Consider the following 19,759-nt stretch of genomic DNA (forward strand, 5'->3'; position numbering starts at 1 on the left):
TTCAAGGAAATCCTGTGTCCGCCATGCTCAAAATCACTCTGCCCGACGGTAACGTGCGCGAAGTTGCGCCCGGTACTACCCCGGCGGATATTGCAGCGGCGATCGGACCGGGGCTGGCCAAGGCGGCGATTGCGGCGCGGGTCGATGGCGAATTGCGCGACATCAACCGCCCGCTGGAGCAGGACGCGACGCTGGCGCTGGTGACGGCCAAGGATGAGGCCGACGCGCTGGAACTGGCGCGGCATGATTTTGCCCATGTCCTGGCCGAAGCGGTGCAGGCGCTGTTTCCCGGCACGCAGATCACCTTTGGCCCGTCGACCGACGATGGCTTTTATTATGATTTCGCGCCCAACCCCGACCGTGGCCCTTTCACGGACGAGGATCTGCCCGCGATCGAGGCGAAAATGCGCGAGATCATCGCCGCCAACAAGCCGTTGCGCCGCGAAGTCATCGCCCGCGACACGCTGATCGCGCAATGGCAGGCGGCAGGCGAGACGTTCAAGGCGCAGTGGGCCGCCGAACTGCCGCAGGGCGAGGAACTGACCGTCTATCATAGCGGTGACGGCTGGTATGACATGTGCCGTGGCCCGCATCTTGCCTCGACCGGGCGGCTCGATCCGTCCGCCTTCAAGCTGACACGGGTGTCGGGCGCTTACTGGCGCGGCGACCAGAACAATGCGATGCTCAGCCGCATCTACGGCACTGGCTGGCTCAACAAGAAGCAGCTGGCCGAACATCTGACGCGCCTCGAAGAAGCGGCCAAGCGCGACCATCGCAAGCTCGGCGCGGAGATGGACCTGTTCCACCTGCAACAGGAAGCGCATGGCAGCGTGTTCTGGCACCCCAAGGGCTATCTGATCTGGCGTCAGCTGGAAGCCTATATGCGCCGCGCGATCGACGATGCGGGCTATCGCGAGGTCAAGACGCCGCAGGTGATGGACGCACGCCAGTGGGAAACGTCGGGCCATTGGGGCAAATATCGCGAAAATATGTTCGTCATCCCCGACGAAGTGCCCAACGTCGACGATGAAGGCCCGCTGGTGTCGGACGATGCCGACTGGATGGCGCTCAAACCCATGAACTGCCCGGCGCATGTGCTGATCTTCCGCCAGGGGATCAAAAGCTATCGCGACCTCCCGATGCGCCTGTACGAAAATGGCTGCTGCCACCGCAACGAGCCGCATGGCGCGCTGCACGGGCTGATGCGGGTGCGGCAATTCACCCAGGATGACGCGCATATCTTCTGCCGCGAGGATCAGATTGTCGAGGAAGTCCGCGCCTTCTGCGCGCTGGCCGACCGCATCTACAAGGATTTCGGCTTCACTTACTCGATCAAGCTGGCGCTGCGCCCCGAAAAGCGGTTCGGCAGCGAAGAGATGTGGGACAAGGCGGAGAATGAACTGCGCGCAGCCGTCGCCGCCGCGGGCCTCAACACGCCGGAGTTCGGCTGGGAGGAATTGCCGGGCGAAGGCGCTTTCTATGCGCCAAAGCTGGAATGGCACCTGACCGATGCGATCGGCCGGACCTGGCAGGTCGGCACGATCCAGTCGGACCGGGTGCTGCCCGAACGGCTCGACGCCTCTTATGTCGGCGAAGATGGCGAGCGCCATCGCCCCGTCATGCTCCACCGCGCCATTTTCGGCAGCTATGAACGCTTCATCGGCATTCTGATCGAACATTATGCCGGGCGCTTCCCGGCCTGGCTCGCGCCGGTGCAGGCGGTCGTCGCGACCATCGTGTCGGACGCGGACGAGTATGCGGGCGATGTGCTGGCGAAGCTGCGCGCGGCGGGCATCAGGGCCGAAGCGGACCTGCGCAACGAGAAGATCAATTACAAGGTGCGCGAACATAGCCTGGCCAAGGTGCCCAACCTGCTGGTCGTTGGCCGGCGCGAGGCGGAGGAAGGCAAGGTCGCGCTGCGCGTGCTGGGCAGCGAGGGGCAGAGCTTCCTTTCGCTCGATGAGGCGATTTCGCGCCTTGCAAATGAGGCCCGCGCACCCGATATGCTATAGAGGCTGCAAGGCCACAGGGTTCGTGATTCCTTGATTGAGGGTCGCGGACCCCTTTGCGCTTTGCCAAAAAGCCGCTAAGAGCCACTCGTTTTTGCAACGACCATAGGAGATACTGCTATACGTCCCCCGATGATGCGCCGCCCGCTGGCGCCGCCGCCGAAGTCCGGCCCTCGCTATAATGAATTCATCACCGTGCCCAAGGTGCGCGTGATCGATGATGAAGGCGAAAATCTGGGTGTGATGTTTACGCAGGAAGCGATCGAACAGGCGGCCGATGTTGGGCTGGACCTGGTCGAAGTATCGCCCAATGCCGACCCGCCGGTCTGCAAGTTTCTGGACATCGGCAAGTTCAAATACGAAGCCCAGAAAAAGGCGAATATCGCCCGCAAGACGCAAAAGACGCAGGAACTCAAAGAGATCAAGATGCGTCCGAACATCGACGATCATGACTATGATACGAAGATGAAGAAGGTGCATGACTTCATCGGCGACGGCGACAAGGTGAAGATCACCCTGCGCTTCCGTGGCCGCGAACTCAGCCACCAGCAACTCGGCATGGCCCTGCTCCAGCGCGTCGCGGAAAATGTCGCCGAAGTCGCCAAGGTCGAAGCCTATCCCCGCATGGAAGGCCGCCAGATGCTGATGGTGCTGGCCCCGAAATAAACGCGGGCTTCCGGGTTAAGAGATAGAGGGCGGTGCCGCGAGGCGCCGCCCTTTTTCGTTGCGGGAGATTTGGAGCGGCGGCACCGGCCGGTTGGCAAAATCATTCCAGGCGTGCGCAATCGCTGTATAATGGACGTTAGTAGAGTGCCTCGAAAAACAGGTGCGCCGCCTCAGTATGGCCAACGTCTTTAAGTCCCCGCTGATCAAGGCATCTCCAAACGACGTGGAAATGTTACCTTTTGAAACGTCCCTTGTAACAGTTTGGAATTATCCAAGTGCGCGTGATAGCCTATTTTCATGAACCGCAGTGAGTTAAACGGAAAGAAGCTAGAGCGACTGGTCGCGACGCTCGAAAGGACGTTGGCCGGAACTCACGCCACAATCGAATCCCCGAGCCGTCGCTTGCGTGATCGCGATACAAATAAGCGCCGAGAACACGACATTTTGATAACATGGGATCACGGCCATCATCAGATCATAACTGCCATCGAATGCCGTGATCGCTCCAGGCCTGTTGGCGTCCCTGAGGTCGAAGCCTTTGCAGACAAGTGCTCCTCTACCGGTGTCAACGCTGGCGTCATCGTTTCTGCAACTGGCTTTCGCACGAGTGCCCGTGCAAAGGCCGCCATGCGGTCGATAACATGTATGGATCTAACAGAGGTAGAATGCTTCGATTGGCTGGCGCCCGACGCAGTGTTCGTTGGATATGAACGTAGATTTGGACATATGTCGGTAAAAATCATGTTCAAAGATGCTCAGCCTGATGCAATCGACGCTGTTTTCGATACCGCAGGTGCAGAACTTACCAGTAATCAGATTATTCAAGCGATAGCCAATGGAGTGCCTCAATCGGACAATCCTGAGGACGAAGTGGATAAGCTAATTCCGCTTCACATGTATGTCCAGACTATCGGCTGGACAGTACGCGACAACAAAGGGGCCATTTGGAGTGTCGACCATATTCTCGTCGATACAACCGTCACGATAACGAAATATTTGACCCCAGTTCAGAGACATCGCTATTTTGGCGGCCGCAAAGATTACGCCGTTGCGACTGCTGACACAAAAATTGCGGGAAGAGCGGGCACGTTTGTTATGGTTCACAAGGAGGATGACACAATCTCGCTTTCCTTGACGTTCGATGAGCCAATTCAAGCGCCGCAAAGTTAGCGGACAAAGCCCTCATACTGTCGTAGCGTAGGGACCAAAATGCACGCTATCTGCCTGCCATCACCACCCAAACCACCTCAAGCCGACGGCTTGTCCCGATACAGCGCCGGGAACATCGCCTTGAACGCCGCCAGCTTGGGGGCGTCCCAGCGCAGGATGTAGGGATGGCGCGGGTTTTTGCGCATGAAGTCCTGATGATAGGCGTCGGCGTCCTGAAAGCCGGTGAAGCGCTCCACCTTCGTCACCACCGGGTCGCGCCACAGGCCGGCCTTGCCCAGTTGCGCCAGATAGGCGGTCGCGGCTTTGGCCTGTTCGGCGTTCAGCGGGAAGAGCGCGCTGCGATATTGGGTGCCATGGTCCGGCCCCTGATAATTCAGCGTCGTGGGATCGGCGATGACCGAGAAGAAGATGCGCAGCAGCGTGGCGTAGCTGACCTGTTTGGGATCGTAGGTGACGCGGACGGCTTCGGCAAAGCCGGTGTCGCCGCCGCTGACCATGTCATAATCGACGCGGCGGTTGCGCGGGCCTCCGGCAAAGCCCGACTTGACGAGCTGGACGCCCTTCACATGGGAAAAGACGCCTTCGACGCCCCAATAGCAGCCGCCTGCGAATATCGCGGTTTCCAGGCTGCGGGTGGGCTCGGCGTCAATGGTGGCGACAGGGGCAAGGACCGGGCGCTCGGCGCGCACCGGGGACGCGACGGCGATCGCCGCGAAAATGGCAAGGGCGATGCCGTCAGCGCGCCGCATGATGGGCGCTGGTCGCGGCGATCGCCGGGGAACTGAGGATCGGCTGTTCATCGGGCTGGAGCATGACCATGCCGACCGCACCGATCGCAAACCCGCCCAGAAAGCGCAGGAATAAATCGGATTTCAAAAACGTCATCATGGCCTGTGCCTTTCTTGTTCTTTGGTTTCGGCTGATCAGGCCGATCGGTTACATCCCCGTGCCTTGCCCCTTGCTGAATATCGCGCCGCGCGGGTGCGGCTTTCGACAGAGGCAAGAAACAGAACGACGAACGGAGAGTCGCCTTAAATCAGTTTCGTTATGCAACGCGGATATAGAGCGTTCCGCGCTGCCTGCAAGACGGCGCGGGTGGAAAAGGACCGTTTCCCTTTTCGTCACCCTGAACTTGTTTCAGGGTCCATCGCGCCAGATCAAGCGGCGGCTGGTGGGGCACAATGGATGCTGAAACACGTTCAGCATGACGGTAGAGAGAAAGCGGAAAGTCCCGTGCCGGGGAGGATTATTTCAGCGCGGCGCAGGCTTCCTGGATGCGGGTGCAGGCCTTTTTCAGCACCTCTTCCGACGTCGCATAGCTGATGCGGAAGGCGGGCGAGAGGCCGAAGGCCGCGCCATGGACGGCGGCGACCTTGGCCTCGTCCAGGAAATAGCCGATCAGCGTTTCGTCGCTGTCGATCGTCACCCCCTTGGGCGTCACCTTGCCGATCACGCCGCTGGCGTCGGGATAGACGTAGAAAGCGCCTTCGGGCGTCGGGCAGTCGAGGCCCGGCGCGTCATTGAGCATCGCGACGACCATGTCGCGGCGCTTCTTGAAGGCGGCGTTGCGCTCTTCCAGAAAATCCTGCGGCCCGGTGAGCGCGGCGACGGCGGCGGCCTGGCTGATCGAGCAGGGATTGCTGGTCGACTGCGATTGCAGCTTGCCCATCGCCTTGATGATCCATTCGGGGCCACCGGCAAAACCGATGCGCCAGCCGGTCATCGAGAAAGCCTTGGAACAGCCGTTGACCGTCAGCGTGCGGTCATACAGTTCCGGGCAGACCTGCGCGATGGTGGCGAAGGGGGTCGTCGCGTACCAGACATGCTCATACATATCGTCGGTCATGATGAGGACATGGGGATGGCGCAGCAGCACGTCCGCCAGTTCCTTCAGCTCCGCCGCGGAATAGGCCGCGCCGGAGGGGTTGGACGGCGAATTGAGCATCACCCATTTGGTGCGCGGGGTGATCGCGGCGTCCAGCTGGGCGGCGGTGATCTTGTAGCCCTGGCTCGCCGGACCCTCGATGAATACCGGCGTGCCGCCAGCGAAATTCACAATGTCGGGATAGCTCACCCAATAAGGCGCCGGGATGATGACTTCATCGCCCGCGTCCACGGTGGCGACCAGCGCGTTGAACAAGGTGTGCTTGCCGCCGGAATTCACCGTGATCTGGCTGCGCTTGTAGGTCAGGCCGTTGTCGCGCTGAAACTTGAACATCACCGCTTCCTTGACGTCGGCGGTGCCGTCCACGTCGGTATAGCGGGTCAGGTTGTTGCGAATGGCGGCAATGCCCGCTTCCTTGACGAAATCGGGCGTGTCGAAATCCGGCTCCCCGGCCGACAGGCCAATCACGTCCACGCCCTGCGCCTTGAGCGCATTCACGCGCGCGCTCATGGCGAGCGTGGCGGACGGCTGGATACGACCAAGGGCGGCGGAAGTCTGGCTCATGACAACAATCTTTCGAAAGAATCCCCAACGCCCGCAACATTAGCGGACGCGGCGGTCCTTAGTGCGCAACGGACGCAGGGGCAACCGGCCAGTTGCCGCTTCCTGGCTTTACGGCAGAATGATGTGGCTAATGCGCCAGTGTCGCGGCGACCATGCCGCGCGCGGCATTGCCGATGAAGAAGCCATCGTCGAGATCTTGCGGGCGAAGATCGGCCTCCACCGCCTCGCCCATGTCGATCAGGCTCTGGCGCAGGATGCCGGGCAGCAACCCGCGCGATCGCGGCGGGGTGAGCAATTTGTCGCCCCGCTCGACAAAGATCGAGGAGAAGCAGCATTCGGTGAGATAGCCCTGCGCATCGATCAGCGCGACTTCATAGGTGCCGCCACGTTGCAGCGCATCGCGGTAGAGCGAACGGTCGGTGGTCTTGTGCAGCAGGCGCAGGTCGTCGGCGGGCGCATGGCGCGGCACGACCTTGACCGGCACGATCGCGCCCGGCCAGGCGATCCGGTCGCGCACCTCGATCGCCACAGCCCCGCCGCGCGACACCATCAGCCGCACCCGACTATGGTCGCGCAGGCGGAAGGTCGCGGCCTGCAATTCATTGCGCACGCCATGGCGATCGAAGGCGAAGCCAAGCGCATCGGCGCTCGCCTTCAACCGGGCAAGGTGCAGCTCCAGCAACCTGATGCCTTCGAGCGGGTCGAAGGCCATGGTTTCGAGCAGATCATAGCGTCCATCAGCCAGTGACATTCGAGCTATTCCAAACCTTTGGCGGCCAATATGTCAAGCGCCCGCAAGAAACCGCCCCTTGGCCAGACATTCCGCCCACTCAGAGCCAGCCTCTGAATCCACCACCAGACCAGAGCCAAGCCCCAGCCGCCCGACGCCCGCGCCCTCATCGATCGTCAGCGTGCGGATCGCGACGTTGAAGGCGGCGTCGCCATCCGGGTCAATCCAGCCCATCGATCCGGTATAGACGCCGCGTGCGTGGGGTTCGAGCGCGTCGAGTATCTCCATCGCCCGCACCTTGGGCGCCCCGGTGATCGATCCGCAGGGGAACAGCACCCGCAGCACATCGACCGGCGACAGGCCGGGCAGGATGCGCGCACGCACGGTCGACACGAGCTGATGGACGGTCGGATAGCTTTCCACCTTGAACAGGTCCGGCACGGTCACGCTGCCCGCGCGCGACACCCGCGACAGATCGTTGCGCAGCAGGTCGACGATCATCAGATTTTCCGCGCGCTGCTTGGCGTCGCTTTGCAACCATCGGGCAAGCGCCGCGTCCTGATCCGCATCGGCATGGCGCGTGGCGGTGCCCTTCATCGGGCGCGCGGTCAGCTGGCCGCGTACCAGCGTGAAGAAGAGTTCGGGCGAGAAGGACAGCAACGCCTGCCCCCCGGTGCGGATCACCCCGCCATAGCCCGCCGCCGCGCGGGGCCGGACCGCGGCATAGAGCGCCATCGGATCGCCGCTCACCCTGGTTTCGCAGGGGAAGGTCAGGTTCGCCTGATAAATGTCGCCCGCGCGAATATAGTCCTGCACCGCGTCGAACGCCGCGCGATATTCGGCTTCGTCGATCAGCGGGCGGGGCGGCGTCACGCTGGCCCCGGCGGGATCGGGCAGCAGGTCGGGCAGCGTCCCCGGCGCGATCAACCGGACGCCTTCGAACAGGCCGAACCACAGCAACGGCGCGGCACCGCCCTTTGCCTCTGCGCGAGCGGCGACCGGCGCGAGCCTGTCTTCCAGCGCCAGCCCCGCTTCATAGGCCATATAGCCCGCGACATGCAGACCATTTTCCCGCGCGTCGGCCAGCCGGTCGAGCGCGGGCTGGACCTCCTCCATGCGATGGGCTGCAATGATGCCGACCGGATCGCGATAGAGCCGCGCCGGGGCTGCGCCACGCACGCGCGCATCGTCGAACAGGGCAAAGATTTCGGACGGACCGGGGAGACGCATGGCGGCTTATTAACAGGCTTTTGCGCAGGCGAAAGAGTCAGTAAGGGAATATGCCATGTTGCGCAGCACCGCCGCAGCCACTACCTCAGCGCCCATGCCCGACCAGACACCCGAAGCCGCACCCGATCGCCCGCTCGCCGCCGCCATCGGCCTGGCGCTGCGCGGGCGCTGCCCGGCCTGTGGCGAGGGACGGATGTTCGCCCGCTTCCTCAAGCCCACATCGGCCTGCGCCCATTGCGGCCAGCGCTGGGACAGGCATCAGGCCGACGATTTCCCATCCTATATCGTCATCCTGCTGCTGGGCCATATATTGGTCCCGCTGATGATAGAGGTGAACCGCGCGCTCGACATTCCGCTGGGATGGCAGGCCGCGATCTGGCCTGGCCTGGCGCTGCTGCTGGCCGTGGCGATGATCCAGCCGGTCAAGGGCGCGGTGATCGCCTTTCAATGGTCCCGGCGGATGCACGGATTTGGGTGAATAAACTCCGCGTCACGCCGGTCGGCGGATGAAATTCAGTTCCATTGCTTCGCGCAGCGTCTCATCAATCTCGCGGCGTCCTTCGGCCCCATGGGTGACGACGGTGGTGTCGCAGGTGGCGACGCACACGCCCTTCTGAAACCCGGCCGAACTGATCGTCCAGCTGGTGCGGCCGATATGGCCGATCGCGCAATGGACGTCGAACGGATAGGGGAAATGCGATTCCTCGATAAAATTGAGATTCACGTTCGCCACCAGCCAGCGCACGCCCTGTTCCTGCGGATGGCGACCCATATGGTGGTGGAAACGGATACGCGCGGTCTCGAATATGCCGGAGATCGCCACATTGTTGATGTGGCCCATCGTATCGAGATCCTGAAAGCGGGAATCGATGCTGGTCACGAAGCGATAGGCTTCGGGACTGAAACGCCAGGATTCGGGTTTGGCCATGTCCTGCTTTCCAATAAAATAGGGATGGTCATGCCATAGCCGTCATGGCCAGTGATGCAATCACGCCCGCGAAAATGGCGCGACTGCGACCTTTATGACACAATCCATATCAAGATACGCATCACAGGAATGTCATGCAGGCGACGCCAATTCGTCAAGCTCCTCTCATTGCGGTGCAACATCACGCGCCTACGGCCCCGAACCAAGCCGATTACGGTTCTTGAAGGGGAAAATTCATGCGTCCTGCCACTGCCCTGCTGCTCGCCTCCACCATGCTGGCGGCTTCGCCCGCCTTTGCCCAGACGGCCGCGCCCGCCGCCGATGCAGCGCCCGACGAAGCGACGATCGTCGTCTTTGGTCGCGGCGAAACCCGCCAGGTGCAGGAAATCAAGGCGCAGGAGATTGTCGTGCTGACGCCGGGCACCAATCCGCTCAAGGCGATTGAAAAGCTGCCCAGCGTCAATTTCCAGTCCGCCGACCCGTTCGGCAATTATGAATGGTCGCAGCGCGTCACCATCCGCAGCTTCAACCAGAACCAGCTTGGCTTTACCTTCGACGGCATTCCGCTGGGCGACATGAGCTATGGCAACCATAATGGCCTGCACATCACCCGCGCGATCAGCAGCGAAAATATCGGCAGCGTCCGCGTGTCGCAGGGTGCCGGTTCGCTCGGCACGCAGGCGACCGGCAATCTGGGCGGCACGGTCGAGACATTCTCGGCTGATCCGACCGGCGAGATGGGCGCACAGGGCAATCTGACCTATGGCAGCAACGACACGGTCCGCGCTTTCGCCCGCCTCAATCTGGGTACCAGGGACGGCGTGCGCGGCTATGTGTCCTACGGCTATGGATCCACCGACAAATATAAGGGCCAGGGCAAGCAGGACCAGCATATGGGCAATGCCAAGGTGATCGTGCCCATAGGCGAGGCCAAGATTGACGGCTGGCTGAGCTATTCCGACCGGCGCGAGCAGGATTATCAGGACATGTCGATGGGCATGATCAATCGGCTGGGCTGGGACTGGGACAACACCTTTCCCGACTATGCCCGCGCGATCGACTATGCCAGCCGCCTGAACGACGTGGATCTGGTCAGCAACAGCGGCGGATCGCCCTTCCCCGATGGCCGTTTCGACTATAGCGGCGCGTCCGTCGCCACTGGCCAGACCTATCCGGGCAATGTGACCAGCGCCGACGACGCCTATTATGACGCGGCGGGGCTGCGCAAGGACTGGCTGGGCGCGATCGGCCTCAACACGCCGCTGGGCGAGAAGGCGACGCTGAACCTCAAGGGCTATTATCACAACAATAGCGGCATGGGCCTGTGGGCGACCCCCTATGTGCCCAGCCCCAACGGCGTCCCCATGTCGGTGCGCACCACCGAATATAAGATGGACCGCATCGGCGCGTTCGGCAGCGTCGATTTCACCATCGGCAGCCAGAATCTGAACGTCGGCGCATGGTATGAAAATAACAAGTTCAACCAGGCCCGCCGCTTCTATGCCTTCTCCAGCCGCACCGAGCCGGGCCTGTCCTTCCGCGACTATCCGAAAAATCCCTTCTTCACCCAGTGGGAGTTCGATTTCACCACCGATACGTTCCAATATCATGTGCAGGACAAGATCGACCTTGGCATGGTGACGATCAATCTGGGGTGGAAGGGCTTTTCGGTCACCAACAAGGCGGAGGCCGTCGTCCAGGCCAGCTTCCCGCAGGGCAAGATCAAGGCGCAGGACTGGTTCCAGCCCACCGCCGGTTTCGTCGTGAAGGTCAGCCCCGACGCGGAAGTCTTTGGCGGCTTCAGCCAGTCGACCCGCGCCTTTGCCAGCGCCACGACCACCGGCCCCTTTTCGACCAATCAGGCCGGGTTCGACGCGATCAGGAATAATCTGAAACCCGAAGAGTCGGACACCTACGAACTCGGCCTGCGCTACAACACGCCGGTCTTCAGCGGCACGCTGGGTGCCTATCTCGTCAATTTCCGCAATCGCCTGCTGGCGGTGCAGGTCGGATCGGCGATCCAGGGCAACCCCTCGGCGCTCCAGAATGTCGGCGGCGTCCGCTCCGTCGGCGTCGAAGCGGCGGGCGACCTGAAACTGGGCGGCGGCTTCAGCCTTTACGCCAGCTACAGCTACACCGACGCGACCTATCGCGACGATGTCTTGAACGGCAATGGCGATCTTGTCGCGGCGATCAAGGACAAGACCGTGGTGGACAGCCCCAAACATATGGCGCGCGGCGAATTCAACTTTGACGATGGCCAGCGCTTCTTCCGCGTCGGCCTCAACTATATGTCGCGCCGCTACTATAGCTACACCAATGACGCTTCGGTCCCCGGCCGCCTGATCGTCGACGCCTCGCTTGGCTATCGCTTCACCGACAAGGTGGAAGTGCAGCTGAACGCCACCAACCTGTTCGACAAGCGCTATGTCGGCACGATCGGGTCGGGCGGTTTTGGCAATAGCGGCGATGCCCAGACCCTGCTGGTCGGTGCCCCCCAGCAATTCTTCGCCACGCTGAAGGCCGGCTTCTGATCTGAAAAAAGGCCGCGCCTATCCACGGTCATAGGCAACGCAGCGTTTCCCGGCAGGGCAATGGACTTCATGACGCGCGGGGCATAGCTTCGCCGTCAGGTCCATCCTGCCGGGGGTTTCATGCCACGCTACAGCCTTGTCGCCATCATCCTGCACTGGGCGATCGCGGCCCTGCTCGCTTTCCAGATCAGCGTTGGCTGGGCGCTGGAGGATCTGGGCGCGCGGGGCTTTGCCCTGTACCAATGGCACAAGTCGGTCGGCATCACGATATTGGGGCTGACCCTGCTGCGGATCGTCGTGCGCTACTGGAAGCCGCGCCCGGCAAAGCTGGAGGGCGGCTGGCAGGGCGCGCTGGCGTCGGGCGTGCATTTTGGTCTCTACGCCTTCATGCTGGGCGCGCCGCTGAGCGGCTGGGCGCTGGTATCGACCGCCAGGGTGAAGGTGCCGACCCTGCTGTTCGGCGTCCTGCCCCTGCCCCATCTGCCCTTGCCCGCAAGCGCGCATGAACTGGCGGAGGGCGGCCATGGCCTGATCGCGTGGCTGGGCGTCGCGCTGTTCCTGCTCCATGTCGCGGGCGCGCTGCGCCATCATTTCCTGATCCGCGACGGGCTGATCTGGCGGATGATACCGGGCCGGTCGACCGCGCTGCTGATCATCCTGCCCGCGCTGATGCTGCTGGGCCTGGTCGTCGGCAAGGCGATCCTGCCCGCCCCAGCCGCCAAGGTCGCCGCCCCGGTCGCAGCCTCCGAGACGCCGCAAGCCCCCGCCGCATCGGAAAACATCGCCGAACCAGCCAACGTCGCCGCGCCCGCACCCGACATCGCCGCCGCCAACGTCACCGAGGCCGCCCCGGAAGCGCCCCCCGCCCCGCCGCCTGCCTGGACCGTGCAGCCGGGCGGCACGATCGGCTTTTCCGTCGGCAATGATGGCCAGACGATCAGCGGCAGCTTTGCCAAATGGACCGCCGCGATCGTCATGGACCCGGACCATCCCGAAACCGCCGACATCAAGGTGACGATCGACATGGCCAGCGCCAGCGTGGGCGACGCCTATCAGGACGGGATGCTGCCGGGCGACGAATTTTTCGCGGTGGCCGCCCACCCCACCGCAACCTTTACCGCGAAGGGCGCGGAGAAGAGCGGCGCGAACGCCTATCGCGCCACCGGCACGCTCAGCCTCAAAGGCGTCGCCAAGCCCCAGACCATCCGCTTCACCCTGTCGGGCGACGGCGCGACCCGCAAGGTCAGCGGCACCGCGACCATCGCCCGCGCCGCATTTGGCGTGGGCAATGGCGAGAGCAGCGGCGGACTGGCCCCCCAGGTGGCGCTGACCTTCGCCTTCACGGCGAAGCGAAAGGATTGAGGCACAAATAAGCGTGCTCCCGCGCAGGCGGGAGCCCAGTCGAGGCGCTGGAACTGGGCTCCCGCCTGCGCGGGAGCACTATTATACTATTCACGACCTGTTGTTTGGAAATCCTATGCGCGCACTCCCCATCCTCATCGCGACTGCCTCGCTGGCCGTCGCGTCCCCCGCCCCGGTTTCGGCGCAGGGCTTCATGTTCGAAAGCGGCACATCGCTGCTCACAAAATGCCGCAACAAGGCGCCCGAATATGCGCTGGCCTGCACCGCCTATATCGTCGGCGTGGTCGATGGCATCCGCAAGGACAGCTTCATCGGCCGTGGTCGCCCGATCTGCTGGCCTGACAAGATGAGCGCGGACGATGCCCGCCGCACCGTCGTCGCCTATCTCGAACGCTGGCCAGACCAGCGGCGCGGCCCCGCTTCCGTGCTGGTCAGCGTGGCGCTCAACGAACGCTATCCATGCCAGAAATAGCGAAACGATCAGTCTGATCGAAAGGATCATTGCGCCCGCGCGCCGGAATACTGCTATAAACTTGCCTTGGACGGCGCGGCGGCGTAGGTGCGGCCCCTGTTTTTTTGGTTCATTTAGGAGACTCGTCGTGGCGGCGAAATGGACGCCGGATAGCTGGCGCGCGCATAAGGGCATTCAGATGCCCGCTTACCGGGACACACAGGCGCTCGCCGCCGTGGAGGCCCAGCTTGGCCAGTTTCCGCCGCTCGTCTTTGCAGGCGAGGCCCGCAACCTGAAAACGGACCTGGCAAAGGTCGCGGCCGGTGACGCCTTCCTGTTGCAGGGCGGCGATTGCGCCGAAAGCTTTGCCGAGTTCCACCCGAACAATATCCGCGACACGTTCCGCGTGCTGCTCCAGATGGCGGTCGTGCTGACCTTCGCCTCGAAGCTGCCGGTGGTGAAGGTCGGCCGCATGGCGGGCCAGTTCGCCAAGCCGCGCTCGGCCGATACCGAAGTGGTCGGCGGGGTCGAACTGCCCAGCTATCGCGGCGACAATGTCAACGACATTGCCTTCACCGCACAGGGCCGCGAGCCGGACCCGCAGCGGATGGTGCAGGCCTATAACCAGTCGGCAGCAACGCTCAACCTGCTGCGCGCCTTCTCGACCGGCGGCTATGCCAGCCTGGATCGCGTCCATGGCTGGATGCTCGACTTCATGGGTCGCAGCCCCTGGGCCGCGAAGTTCGAGGCGATGGCCGACCAGATCGGCCAGGCGCTCGATTTCATGCGCGCCTGTGGCCTGGACGCCGAAACCGTGCCGCAGCTTGGCGGGACCAGCTTCTACACCAGCCATGAAGCGCTGCTGCTGCCTTTCGAACAGGCGCTGACCCGGCAGGACAGCCTGACCGGCGACTGGTATGACACGTCCGCCCACATGCTGTGGATCGGCGACCGCACCCGTTTCGAAGGGTCGGCCCATGTCGAATATCTGCGCGGCATCGGCAATCCCATCGGCATGAAGTGCGGCCCCAGCCTGGAGCCGGACGCGCTCATCCGCCTGCTCGACCTGCTCAACCCGTCGCGCGAAGCCGGGCGCATCACGCTCATCACCCGCTACGGCCATGACAAGATCGAGGCGGGCCTGCCCAAGCTGGTCCGCGCCGTCCTGCGCGAAGGCCATCCGGTGGTCTGGTCCTGCGACCCGATGCACGGCAATGTCATCAAGGCCGCCAATGGCTACAAGACGCGACCGTTCGAGCGCATCCTGGCCGAAGTGCGCGGCTTCTTCGCCGTCCACCGCGCCGAGGGCAGCTTCGGCGGCGGCATCCACGCGGAAATGACCGGCCAGAACGTCACCGAATGCACCGGCGGCGCCATCGCCATCACCGACGAAGGCCTCGCCGACCGCTACCACACCCATTGCGACCCGCGCCTGAACGCGGCGCAGAGCCTGGAGCTGGCCTTCCTGCTGGCCGAAATGCTCAACGAAGAACTGAAAGAACGCCGCGCCGCAGCGTGAGAAATGGCTTGATGCTCCCCTCCCGCGTGCGAGCGTCGGGTCGGTCATGCCCCCGGCATGACCTGAACAGTCCGGGGGACTGTTCACCCGCCGCTAGGCAGCGAGACTTGGACGCGCAGCACCTTAGTCGCAGCGGGGTGGGCCAACGCAAACTCGCGCAAGCCCGCCCCCTAACCCCCTCCCGCCTGCGGGAGGGGGGGCGCGCTATAGGAATCCCCTATGTTCACGGACGATCGTTTCTGGCTGAATTGGGTGGATTGCGGAATAGCGGCTTTGCGCCAGAAATCGACATTAGCAGACGTTCAATTCACGATGGTGCAGCCCCATCCGTCATACTCACCGCCACTATCCCGCGCCGCTCTGAAGAGATCCATCGTTACATCGTCAATTTGATCTGGCCGATCAATCCTATCGAACGTGACCTGAAATTCGCCGTTTGTAGCGTCAGCTTCACCGATGATAGCATATCCCCTTGCGGCGAGATGTTTGACAAAGATATTTCTGGCCTCTTGCGAACCAAATACGGCAAAATGATCAATTGTTCTGGGTTCATCGATACGGTCGCCCTGTTCCAATAGGCGACCGACAACATCTCGATTCCCTATGCGTTGAAAATCTTCTGGTGATGGATAAAGGAAACGCCAATACGTTGACCACTCCTTATCGGGGCGACAGCCGGTCTGATATTCATAGGAAGGCCAATTTTTCATAGCTTTTTCAAGGAAATTTTCGATCGATTCATTTTGCGTGTAGAAGTAAAAATCTCGATTTCCGCTTGATGTATTCCGCCCAACATAAAGATATTTCCCGGCGCGCTCTGCTGCTTCTGCTACGTCTTTCTCCAAAGAAATCAGACTATCGTATTCATCTTGACTGGATAGCCCATCCGGCCGGGGATTATTCATCCTGACACGCAAATACGCCATAATGGGAAAATCAGCGATCTGCGTTTCTTTCGTGACCCCGAGATCGACAAAGATCGACGCTGGCTCGTCATCGACAAGGAGAGCATAAAAATTCCAATTGTCGGACATCTGCACATCTCGCTGATTGAGAATGATCACCTGCGATGCACGTCTACATGGCAGCTTTGAGGATACGCAATTGCTTATGCGGCTGACCTACAGTGGTCGTTAGCTGATGCTGCCTCCCGCAAGGCGTGATTTCCACTCGAGCATCGCAATTAGCGCGATCACCAAGAGGCAGATGACGCGCCAACTGCTTGGAAGATCGATAAACAGCAATAGGGCTGGCGCTATGGTTGCAATAACGGAAATGCTATCGATACGAACTGACCTTCGCGCTTGAAGAGTCAAATAGGTCGCGGTCCCAAGGCCCAGCACGGTAAGAACCACATAGCAAATAGTATAGACGATGGGCGACAGGCCGAAATAGCGAAAGAAGGCGCTGGCTGCGCTAAGCATGGCCAGCATCAGCCATATGTCGCGCGAAAGTCTGAGGGTGATCATGGTGGCACTTTAGCGGTGAGCAGAATGTCCGCAATTGGGAACGACAGCCCGTAGTCTGAATGGCAAATTCTGGTCGGTTTCAGATGGGCAGGTCTGTTCCCAAGAATTCCACTTCATCCAAAGACGCAACAATGCTTTCACCGTCGAGGGTACGAAGACCTATTATCGGCTTGCCGTCAGCTTCGGCTATATGACACTCAGCCTGAACCACGATTACCGGAACCGCTGATCCGCCCTCGTCCTTCCAGAACGCATATTGCGGTATGACAATTGGATAGGCCTTGGCCGAACTGTCGTGAGTTCGCTGGCTGAAAACCGCTTTGCCCCGGTCCACATCACCAACGCGCGCAGATCGTCCTGCAATGAACCCGTTTTGTGGTAGCCCTGGCCAAGAAATGCGCGGCTGTGAAGGGAGATGCCGCTTATAGCGCTTGAACCATTTGCCAATCATACGCCCTAGTTTTGCAGTATAGCCGACCGTCTGCAACTAGAGAGCTTTTGACGCTGCGTGAATGGCGAAACATGGCTGCTCACATCCCCTCACCCAACCTCGCGCCATTCCCCCGGCTGCACACCTTCCAGCGTCCATTCGCCAATCGCCCAGCGCACCAGCCTGAGCGTCGGATGTCCCACCGCTGCGGTCATGCGCCGCACCTGCCGGTTCTTGCCCTCCCTTATCGTCAGGCTGATCCAGCAATCGGCCACGGTCTTGCGAAAGCGCACCGGGGGGTCGCGGGGCCACAGCGCCGGGTCGTCGATCCGTTCGGCCTCGGCGGGCAAGGTCCGCCCGTCCTTCAGCTGTCTCTTATACACATCTAGATGTGTATAAGAGACAGGACCTTCGCTGTCCGTGTCCAGCCGCTGTCTCTTATACACATCTAGATGTGTATAAGAGACAGGCAGCGCGTCGAGCGCCGCCTCGTCCGGCTCGCCCTCCACCTGCGCCAGATAGGTTTTGGGCATTTTGAAGCGGGGGTCGGCGATCCGTGACTGCAAGCGGCCATCGTCGGTCAGCAGCAACAGACCTTCGCTGTCCGTGTCCAGCCGCCCGGCGGGATAGACGCCCGGCACATCGATATAATCCTTGAGCGTCTGCCGCTCCGGCCCATTGGGTTCGGGGGTGAACTGGCACAGGACATTGAACGGTTTATTAAATAATATCAGCGCCATGGCCTAAACCTCTTCCTCAAACGCCAGGCTGCCCTGATTGACCAGCATGGTCAGCAACGCCAGCCCGGCATCGGACGGATCGACGCTCACATGATCCTGCGCGCAGAGCGTTTCGGCCAGCGCCGCCACGTCGCCGGCACAATCGAAACATTCGCCATCGACGAACAGCAGCAGCCCGTCGCCGTGCCGCACGAAGGAAAAGCGGCTGGCGGGATTGCGGCACAGCGCCGCCCCTTCCGCCAGCATCGCCGCGACATCGCCCGCTTCCATCGGCTCTTCGGGGCGCCAGTCGGTATCGGGATATTTGGGGCTGCTGCTATACTGGCCGAACCAGCGGGCAAAGGCGGTGCGGTCGGCCAGCGCCTCCGTCACCAGCGCGTGCAGCCGGTCGATCGCCGCGGGCGCGATCTCGCCCGGATTGGCCTGCCGCGCCAGATCGGGATCGGCATAGCGATCCTCGTCCGGCATCGCGTCCACCAGCGTTTCGGACCAATGTTCGACCAGTTCGGCGCGCGACGGCGCGCGAAAGCCGATCGAATAGGTCATGCAGTCATCCCCCACCGCCACGCCATGATGCGCGATGCGCGGCGGCACGTAGAGAATGTCGCCCGGCTCCAATATCCATTCCTGTTCCGGAACGAAATCGGCCAGCAGGCGCAGATCGTCATGCGGCAACAGCGGCGTGGTGGAATCGCACAAGGCCCCCACCTGCCAGCGGCGACGCCCCAGCCCCTGCACCAGGAACACGTCATATTGGTCGAAATGCGCGCCCACCCCGCCGCCGTCGGTCGCGTAGCTGACCATGACATCGTCGATCCGCCAGTTGGGGACGAAGCGGAACGGATCGATCAGCGCCGCGACCTGCGGCACATGATGGTCCACCGCCTGCACCAGCAATGTCCAAGGGAGCGCGCCCAGTTGGCCAAAGCGGGTTTCGGGCAGCGGCCCGCTCTCCATCGCCAGCCGATCATCGCCCAGCGTGATCAGCCGCGATTCCACGCCCTCCTCGCACGCCAGCCCCGCCAGCTCGTCCGGTTCCAGCGGATTGCGCCACTCCCCCCACGGGTTGCGGATGAGCAGCGGCTTTTTCTGCCAATAGTCGCGCAGGAACAGGGCGGGATCGAAATGGGAAAGCTGCATGACAATGCCCTGCCCGCTGGGCACCCGACTGTCAAAGCGCGTTTGGTTTATCCTGTTCCTCCCCTGCGAGGGGAGGATCTCCGCCCCGCTACATTTCCAGCCCGATCAGCGTGCCGCTGCCGATGCGGTCGACATGGCGCTTGCCGTCGATTTCCAGCCAGTCTGGCGTCACTTCCAGCCGCCGTCCCCGGATGGTGGTGCGCAGATGCTCCACCGCGATCCGGTTACGCGACACAATGCGCAGCACCGCAAGGCCATCCCCGCGCGACGCCATCATCGAATAGCGGTCGCCGCGCAGCAGGAAGTGCCAGCTGCCATCGGTCGGCAACCATTCATTGCCGTCGATCACCTGCACCGGCTCGCCATCGGGCGCGCCCAGCCGCACGCTGATCCGCGTCGCGCCATTGGTGCGGCGGGGCGGGGCAAAGATCAGGATCGGCTCGCCATCCAGCGTGATGGGGATCGGCGTGTCGCGCAACAGGCGCGATCCGCCGACGATCAGTTGCGGCAATTCGGCGGAAAAGGGCAGACGGTCCCGCGCGAAATGGCGCTGGCGCACGACCGGATTGGCGTGAAAGCTATGCACCTGCGTCGCGGTCAGCCGCCCTTCCTCCACCAGCCCGTGGCATGTCGGGCACAGCAACGTCGCGCCGTTGCTGTCGGGCAGGCTCAGATAGCGATAGATGGTCACCCCGCACCGCACACAGGCAAAGCCGCAGGCCTGCCTTATGTCCGCGCGCTGCTCGGCCGTTAGTTCCGTCAGTGACGGCATCACTCGCAAGCCCATGCAGACGACCCCTTGTCCGCGCCGCGCCACATCATGCGGCCCGGCGTTGCTCCTTCTGGCGTCCTCTGCGGCTGGGAACTCTTCCGGTCCCTCTATCTGCTATCGTTGAAATATATGCGTCAAAGTCAAGGGGTAGCGTATAAAT

20 protein-coding genes are annotated in these 19,759 nt (G+C 62.2%); 8 read left to right on the plus strand and 12 right to left on the minus strand.

Annotated elements, in window-relative coordinates:
- Positions 1 to 23 precede the first annotated feature (23 nt).
- From thrS to FE851_RS11795, 3 genes are all read left to right on the plus strand, one after another.
- A complete protein-coding gene (gene thrS, locus FE851_RS11785; protein ID WP_019054533.1) occupies positions 24 to 2,012 on the plus strand; it encodes a threonine--tRNA ligase in 1,989 nt (662 codons plus the stop codon).
- Between the two features lie 129 nt (positions 2,013 to 2,141).
- Entirely contained in the window at positions 2,142 to 2,675 is a 534-nt protein-coding gene (gene infC, locus FE851_RS11790; protein WP_019054534.1) for a translation initiation factor IF-3, read from the plus strand.
- Positions 2,676 to 2,972: 297 nt separating this feature from the next.
- Complete coding sequence (locus tag FE851_RS11795) at positions 2,973 to 3,845, plus strand: restriction endonuclease (RefSeq protein WP_145202642.1); 873 nt, start codon at positions 2,973 to 2,975, stop codon at positions 3,843 to 3,845.
- Between the two features lie 77 nt (positions 3,846 to 3,922).
- Here the strand turns inward: FE851_RS11795 and msrA are convergent, their stop codons facing one another.
- The 5 genes from msrA to pabB all read right to left on the minus strand — a co-directional run bounded on the left by msrA (position 3,923) and on the right by pabB (position 8,254).
- Complete coding sequence (msrA, locus tag FE851_RS11800) at positions 3,923 to 4,594, minus strand: peptide-methionine (S)-S-oxide reductase MsrA (protein ID WP_145202645.1); 672 nt, start codon at positions 4,592 to 4,594, stop codon at positions 3,923 to 3,925.
- Positions 4,581 to 4,733: a hypothetical protein gene (locus FE851_RS26130; RefSeq protein WP_017182607.1), complete on the minus strand. Its 153-nt coding sequence runs from the start codon at positions 4,731 to 4,733 to the stop codon at positions 4,581 to 4,583. The genes msrA and FE851_RS26130 overlap by 14 nt, the downstream gene beginning before the upstream one ends.
- 358 nt (positions 4,734 to 5,091) lie before the next feature.
- Positions 5,092 to 6,294, minus strand: coding sequence for a pyridoxal phosphate-dependent aminotransferase (locus FE851_RS11805; protein ID WP_145202648.1), 1,203 nt, complete (start codon positions 6,292 to 6,294; stop codon positions 5,092 to 5,094).
- A 127-nt stretch (positions 6,295 to 6,421) separates the two neighbouring features.
- On the minus strand, positions 6,422 to 7,045 hold the full coding sequence (locus tag FE851_RS11810; RefSeq protein ID WP_017182605.1) for an aminotransferase class IV: 624 nt from the start codon (positions 7,043 to 7,045) through the stop codon (positions 6,422 to 6,424).
- Positions 7,046 to 7,078: 33 nt separating this feature from the next.
- The gene (pabB, locus tag FE851_RS11815) at positions 7,079 to 8,254 is read right to left on the minus strand and encodes an aminodeoxychorismate synthase component I (RefSeq protein ID WP_145202650.1); all 1,176 of its coding nucleotides are present in this window, start codon (positions 8,252 to 8,254) and stop codon (positions 7,079 to 7,081) included.
- Positions 8,255 to 8,348: 94 nt separating this feature from the next.
- Here pabB and FE851_RS11820 point away from each other — a divergent pair, with 94 nt between their 5' ends.
- On the plus strand, positions 8,349 to 8,732 hold the full coding sequence (locus FE851_RS11820) for a DUF983 domain-containing protein (RefSeq protein ID WP_026002295.1): 384 nt from the start codon (positions 8,349 to 8,351) through the stop codon (positions 8,730 to 8,732).
- Positions 8,733 to 8,744: 12 nt separating this feature from the next.
- Here the strand turns inward: FE851_RS11820 and FE851_RS11825 are convergent, their stop codons facing one another.
- Positions 8,745 to 9,182, minus strand: coding sequence for an acyl-CoA thioesterase (locus FE851_RS11825; RefSeq protein ID WP_130751944.1), 438 nt, complete (start codon positions 9,180 to 9,182; stop codon positions 8,745 to 8,747).
- A gap of 236 nt (positions 9,183 to 9,418) precedes the next feature.
- On the opposite strand from FE851_RS11825, the gene FE851_RS11830 reads away from it, so the two are divergent.
- The 4 genes from FE851_RS11830 to FE851_RS11845 all read left to right on the plus strand — a co-directional run bounded on the left by FE851_RS11830 (position 9,419) and on the right by FE851_RS11845 (position 15,048).
- The gene (locus FE851_RS11830; RefSeq protein WP_145202656.1) at positions 9,419 to 11,716 is read left to right on the plus strand and encodes a TonB-dependent receptor; all 2,298 of its coding nucleotides are present in this window, start codon (positions 9,419 to 9,421) and stop codon (positions 11,714 to 11,716) included.
- Between the two features lie 120 nt (positions 11,717 to 11,836).
- Positions 11,837 to 13,078: a YceI family protein gene (locus tag FE851_RS11835; RefSeq protein WP_145202659.1), complete on the plus strand. Its 1,242-nt coding sequence runs from the start codon at positions 11,837 to 11,839 to the stop codon at positions 13,076 to 13,078.
- A 115-nt stretch (positions 13,079 to 13,193) separates the two neighbouring features.
- Positions 13,194 to 13,550 (plus strand): Rap1a/Tai family immunity protein, encoded by a 357-nt coding sequence (locus tag FE851_RS11840; RefSeq protein WP_145202662.1) that lies wholly within the window; start codon positions 13,194 to 13,196, stop codon positions 13,548 to 13,550.
- A gap of 127 nt (positions 13,551 to 13,677) precedes the next feature.
- Complete coding sequence (locus tag FE851_RS11845; RefSeq protein ID WP_017182598.1) at positions 13,678 to 15,048, plus strand: class II 3-deoxy-7-phosphoheptulonate synthase; 1,371 nt, start codon at positions 13,678 to 13,680, stop codon at positions 15,046 to 15,048.
- A 302-nt stretch (positions 15,049 to 15,350) separates the two neighbouring features.
- Here FE851_RS11845 and FE851_RS11850 read toward each other — a convergent pair whose 3' ends face one another.
- The 6 genes from FE851_RS11850 to FE851_RS11875 form a co-directional block, all read right to left on the minus strand.
- Complete coding sequence (locus FE851_RS11850) at positions 15,351 to 16,082, minus strand: DUF695 domain-containing protein (protein WP_145202665.1); 732 nt, start codon at positions 16,080 to 16,082, stop codon at positions 15,351 to 15,353.
- Positions 16,083 to 16,181: 99 nt separating this feature from the next.
- Positions 16,182 to 16,517, minus strand: a complete 336-nt coding sequence (locus tag FE851_RS11855; RefSeq protein WP_145202668.1) for a hypothetical protein — start codon at positions 16,515 to 16,517, stop codon at positions 16,182 to 16,184.
- A 79-nt stretch (positions 16,518 to 16,596) separates the two neighbouring features.
- Positions 16,597 to 17,004, minus strand: coding sequence for a hypothetical protein (locus FE851_RS11860; RefSeq protein WP_145202671.1), 408 nt, complete (start codon positions 17,002 to 17,004; stop codon positions 16,597 to 16,599).
- Positions 17,005 to 17,057: 53 nt separating this feature from the next.
- Positions 17,058 to 17,687 carry a pseudouridine synthase gene (locus tag FE851_RS11865; protein WP_145202674.1) on the minus strand — a complete coding sequence of 210 codons (630 nt, stop codon included), beginning with the start codon at positions 17,685 to 17,687 and terminating at the stop codon, positions 17,058 to 17,060.
- A gap of 3 nt (positions 17,688 to 17,690) precedes the next feature.
- Positions 17,691 to 18,827: a cupin domain-containing protein gene (locus tag FE851_RS11870; protein WP_145202677.1), complete on the minus strand. Its 1,137-nt coding sequence runs from the start codon at positions 18,825 to 18,827 to the stop codon at positions 17,691 to 17,693.
- Positions 18,828 to 18,915: 88 nt separating this feature from the next.
- Positions 18,916 to 19,599 carry a hypothetical protein gene (locus FE851_RS11875; protein WP_017182594.1) on the minus strand — a complete coding sequence of 228 codons (684 nt, stop codon included), beginning with the start codon at positions 19,597 to 19,599 and terminating at the stop codon, positions 18,916 to 18,918.
- Between the last annotated feature and the right edge of the window lie 160 nt (positions 19,600 to 19,759).

The sequence above is a fragment of the Sphingobium sp. B2 genome, from assembly GCF_007693735.1.
Classification (GTDB): Bacteria; Pseudomonadota; Alphaproteobacteria; order Sphingomonadales; family Sphingomonadaceae; genus Sphingobium; species Sphingobium xenophagum.

What these genes read in the sequence shown, in the direction of transcription:
- FE851_RS11805 (WP_145202648.1), bottom strand. Translation starts at nt 6,294, where the DNA reads ATGAGCCAGACTTCCGCCGCCCTTGGTCGTATCCAGCCGTCCGCCACG.
- FE851_RS11865 (WP_145202674.1), bottom strand. Translation starts at nt 17,687, where the DNA reads ATGGCGCTGATATTATTTAATAAACCGTTCAATGTCCTGTGCCAGTTC.
- infC (WP_019054534.1), top strand. Translation starts at nt 2,142, where the DNA reads ATGATGCGCCGCCCGCTGGCGCCGCCGCCGAAGTCCGGCCCTCGCTAT.
- msrA (WP_145202645.1), bottom strand. Translation starts at nt 4,594, where the DNA reads ATGCGGCGCGCTGACGGCATCGCCCTTGCCATTTTCGCGGCGATCGCC.
- FE851_RS11855 (WP_145202668.1), bottom strand. Translation starts at nt 16,517, where the DNA reads ATGATCACCCTCAGACTTTCGCGCGACATATGGCTGATGCTGGCCATG.
- FE851_RS11810 (WP_017182605.1), bottom strand. Translation starts at nt 7,045, where the DNA reads ATGTCACTGGCTGATGGACGCTATGATCTGCTCGAAACCATGGCCTTC.
- FE851_RS11825 (WP_130751944.1), bottom strand. Translation starts at nt 9,182, where the DNA reads ATGGCCAAACCCGAATCCTGGCGTTTCAGTCCCGAAGCCTATCGCTTC.
- FE851_RS11795 (WP_145202642.1), top strand. Translation starts at nt 2,973, where the DNA reads ATGAACCGCAGTGAGTTAAACGGAAAGAAGCTAGAGCGACTGGTCGCG.
- thrS (WP_019054533.1), top strand. Translation starts at nt 24, where the DNA reads ATGCTCAAAATCACTCTGCCCGACGGTAACGTGCGCGAAGTTGCGCCC.
- FE851_RS11820 (WP_026002295.1), top strand. Translation starts at nt 8,349, where the DNA reads ATGCCCGACCAGACACCCGAAGCCGCACCCGATCGCCCGCTCGCCGCC.
- FE851_RS11870 (WP_145202677.1), bottom strand. Translation starts at nt 18,827, where the DNA reads ATGCAGCTTTCCCATTTCGATCCCGCCCTGTTCCTGCGCGACTATTGG.
- FE851_RS11835 (WP_145202659.1), top strand. Translation starts at nt 11,837, where the DNA reads ATGCCACGCTACAGCCTTGTCGCCATCATCCTGCACTGGGCGATCGCG.
- FE851_RS11875 (WP_017182594.1), bottom strand. Translation starts at nt 19,599, where the DNA reads ATGCCGTCACTGACGGAACTAACGGCCGAGCAGCGCGCGGACATAAGG.
- FE851_RS11850 (WP_145202665.1), bottom strand. Translation starts at nt 16,082, where the DNA reads ATGTCCGACAATTGGAATTTTTATGCTCTCCTTGTCGATGACGAGCCA.
- FE851_RS26130 (WP_017182607.1), bottom strand. Translation starts at nt 4,733, where the DNA reads ATGATGACGTTTTTGAAATCCGATTTATTCCTGCGCTTTCTGGGCGGG.
- FE851_RS11830 (WP_145202656.1), top strand. Translation starts at nt 9,419, where the DNA reads ATGCGTCCTGCCACTGCCCTGCTGCTCGCCTCCACCATGCTGGCGGCT.
- pabB (WP_145202650.1), bottom strand. Translation starts at nt 8,254, where the DNA reads ATGCGTCTCCCCGGTCCGTCCGAAATCTTTGCCCTGTTCGACGATGCG.
- FE851_RS11840 (WP_145202662.1), top strand. Translation starts at nt 13,194, where the DNA reads ATGCGCGCACTCCCCATCCTCATCGCGACTGCCTCGCTGGCCGTCGCG.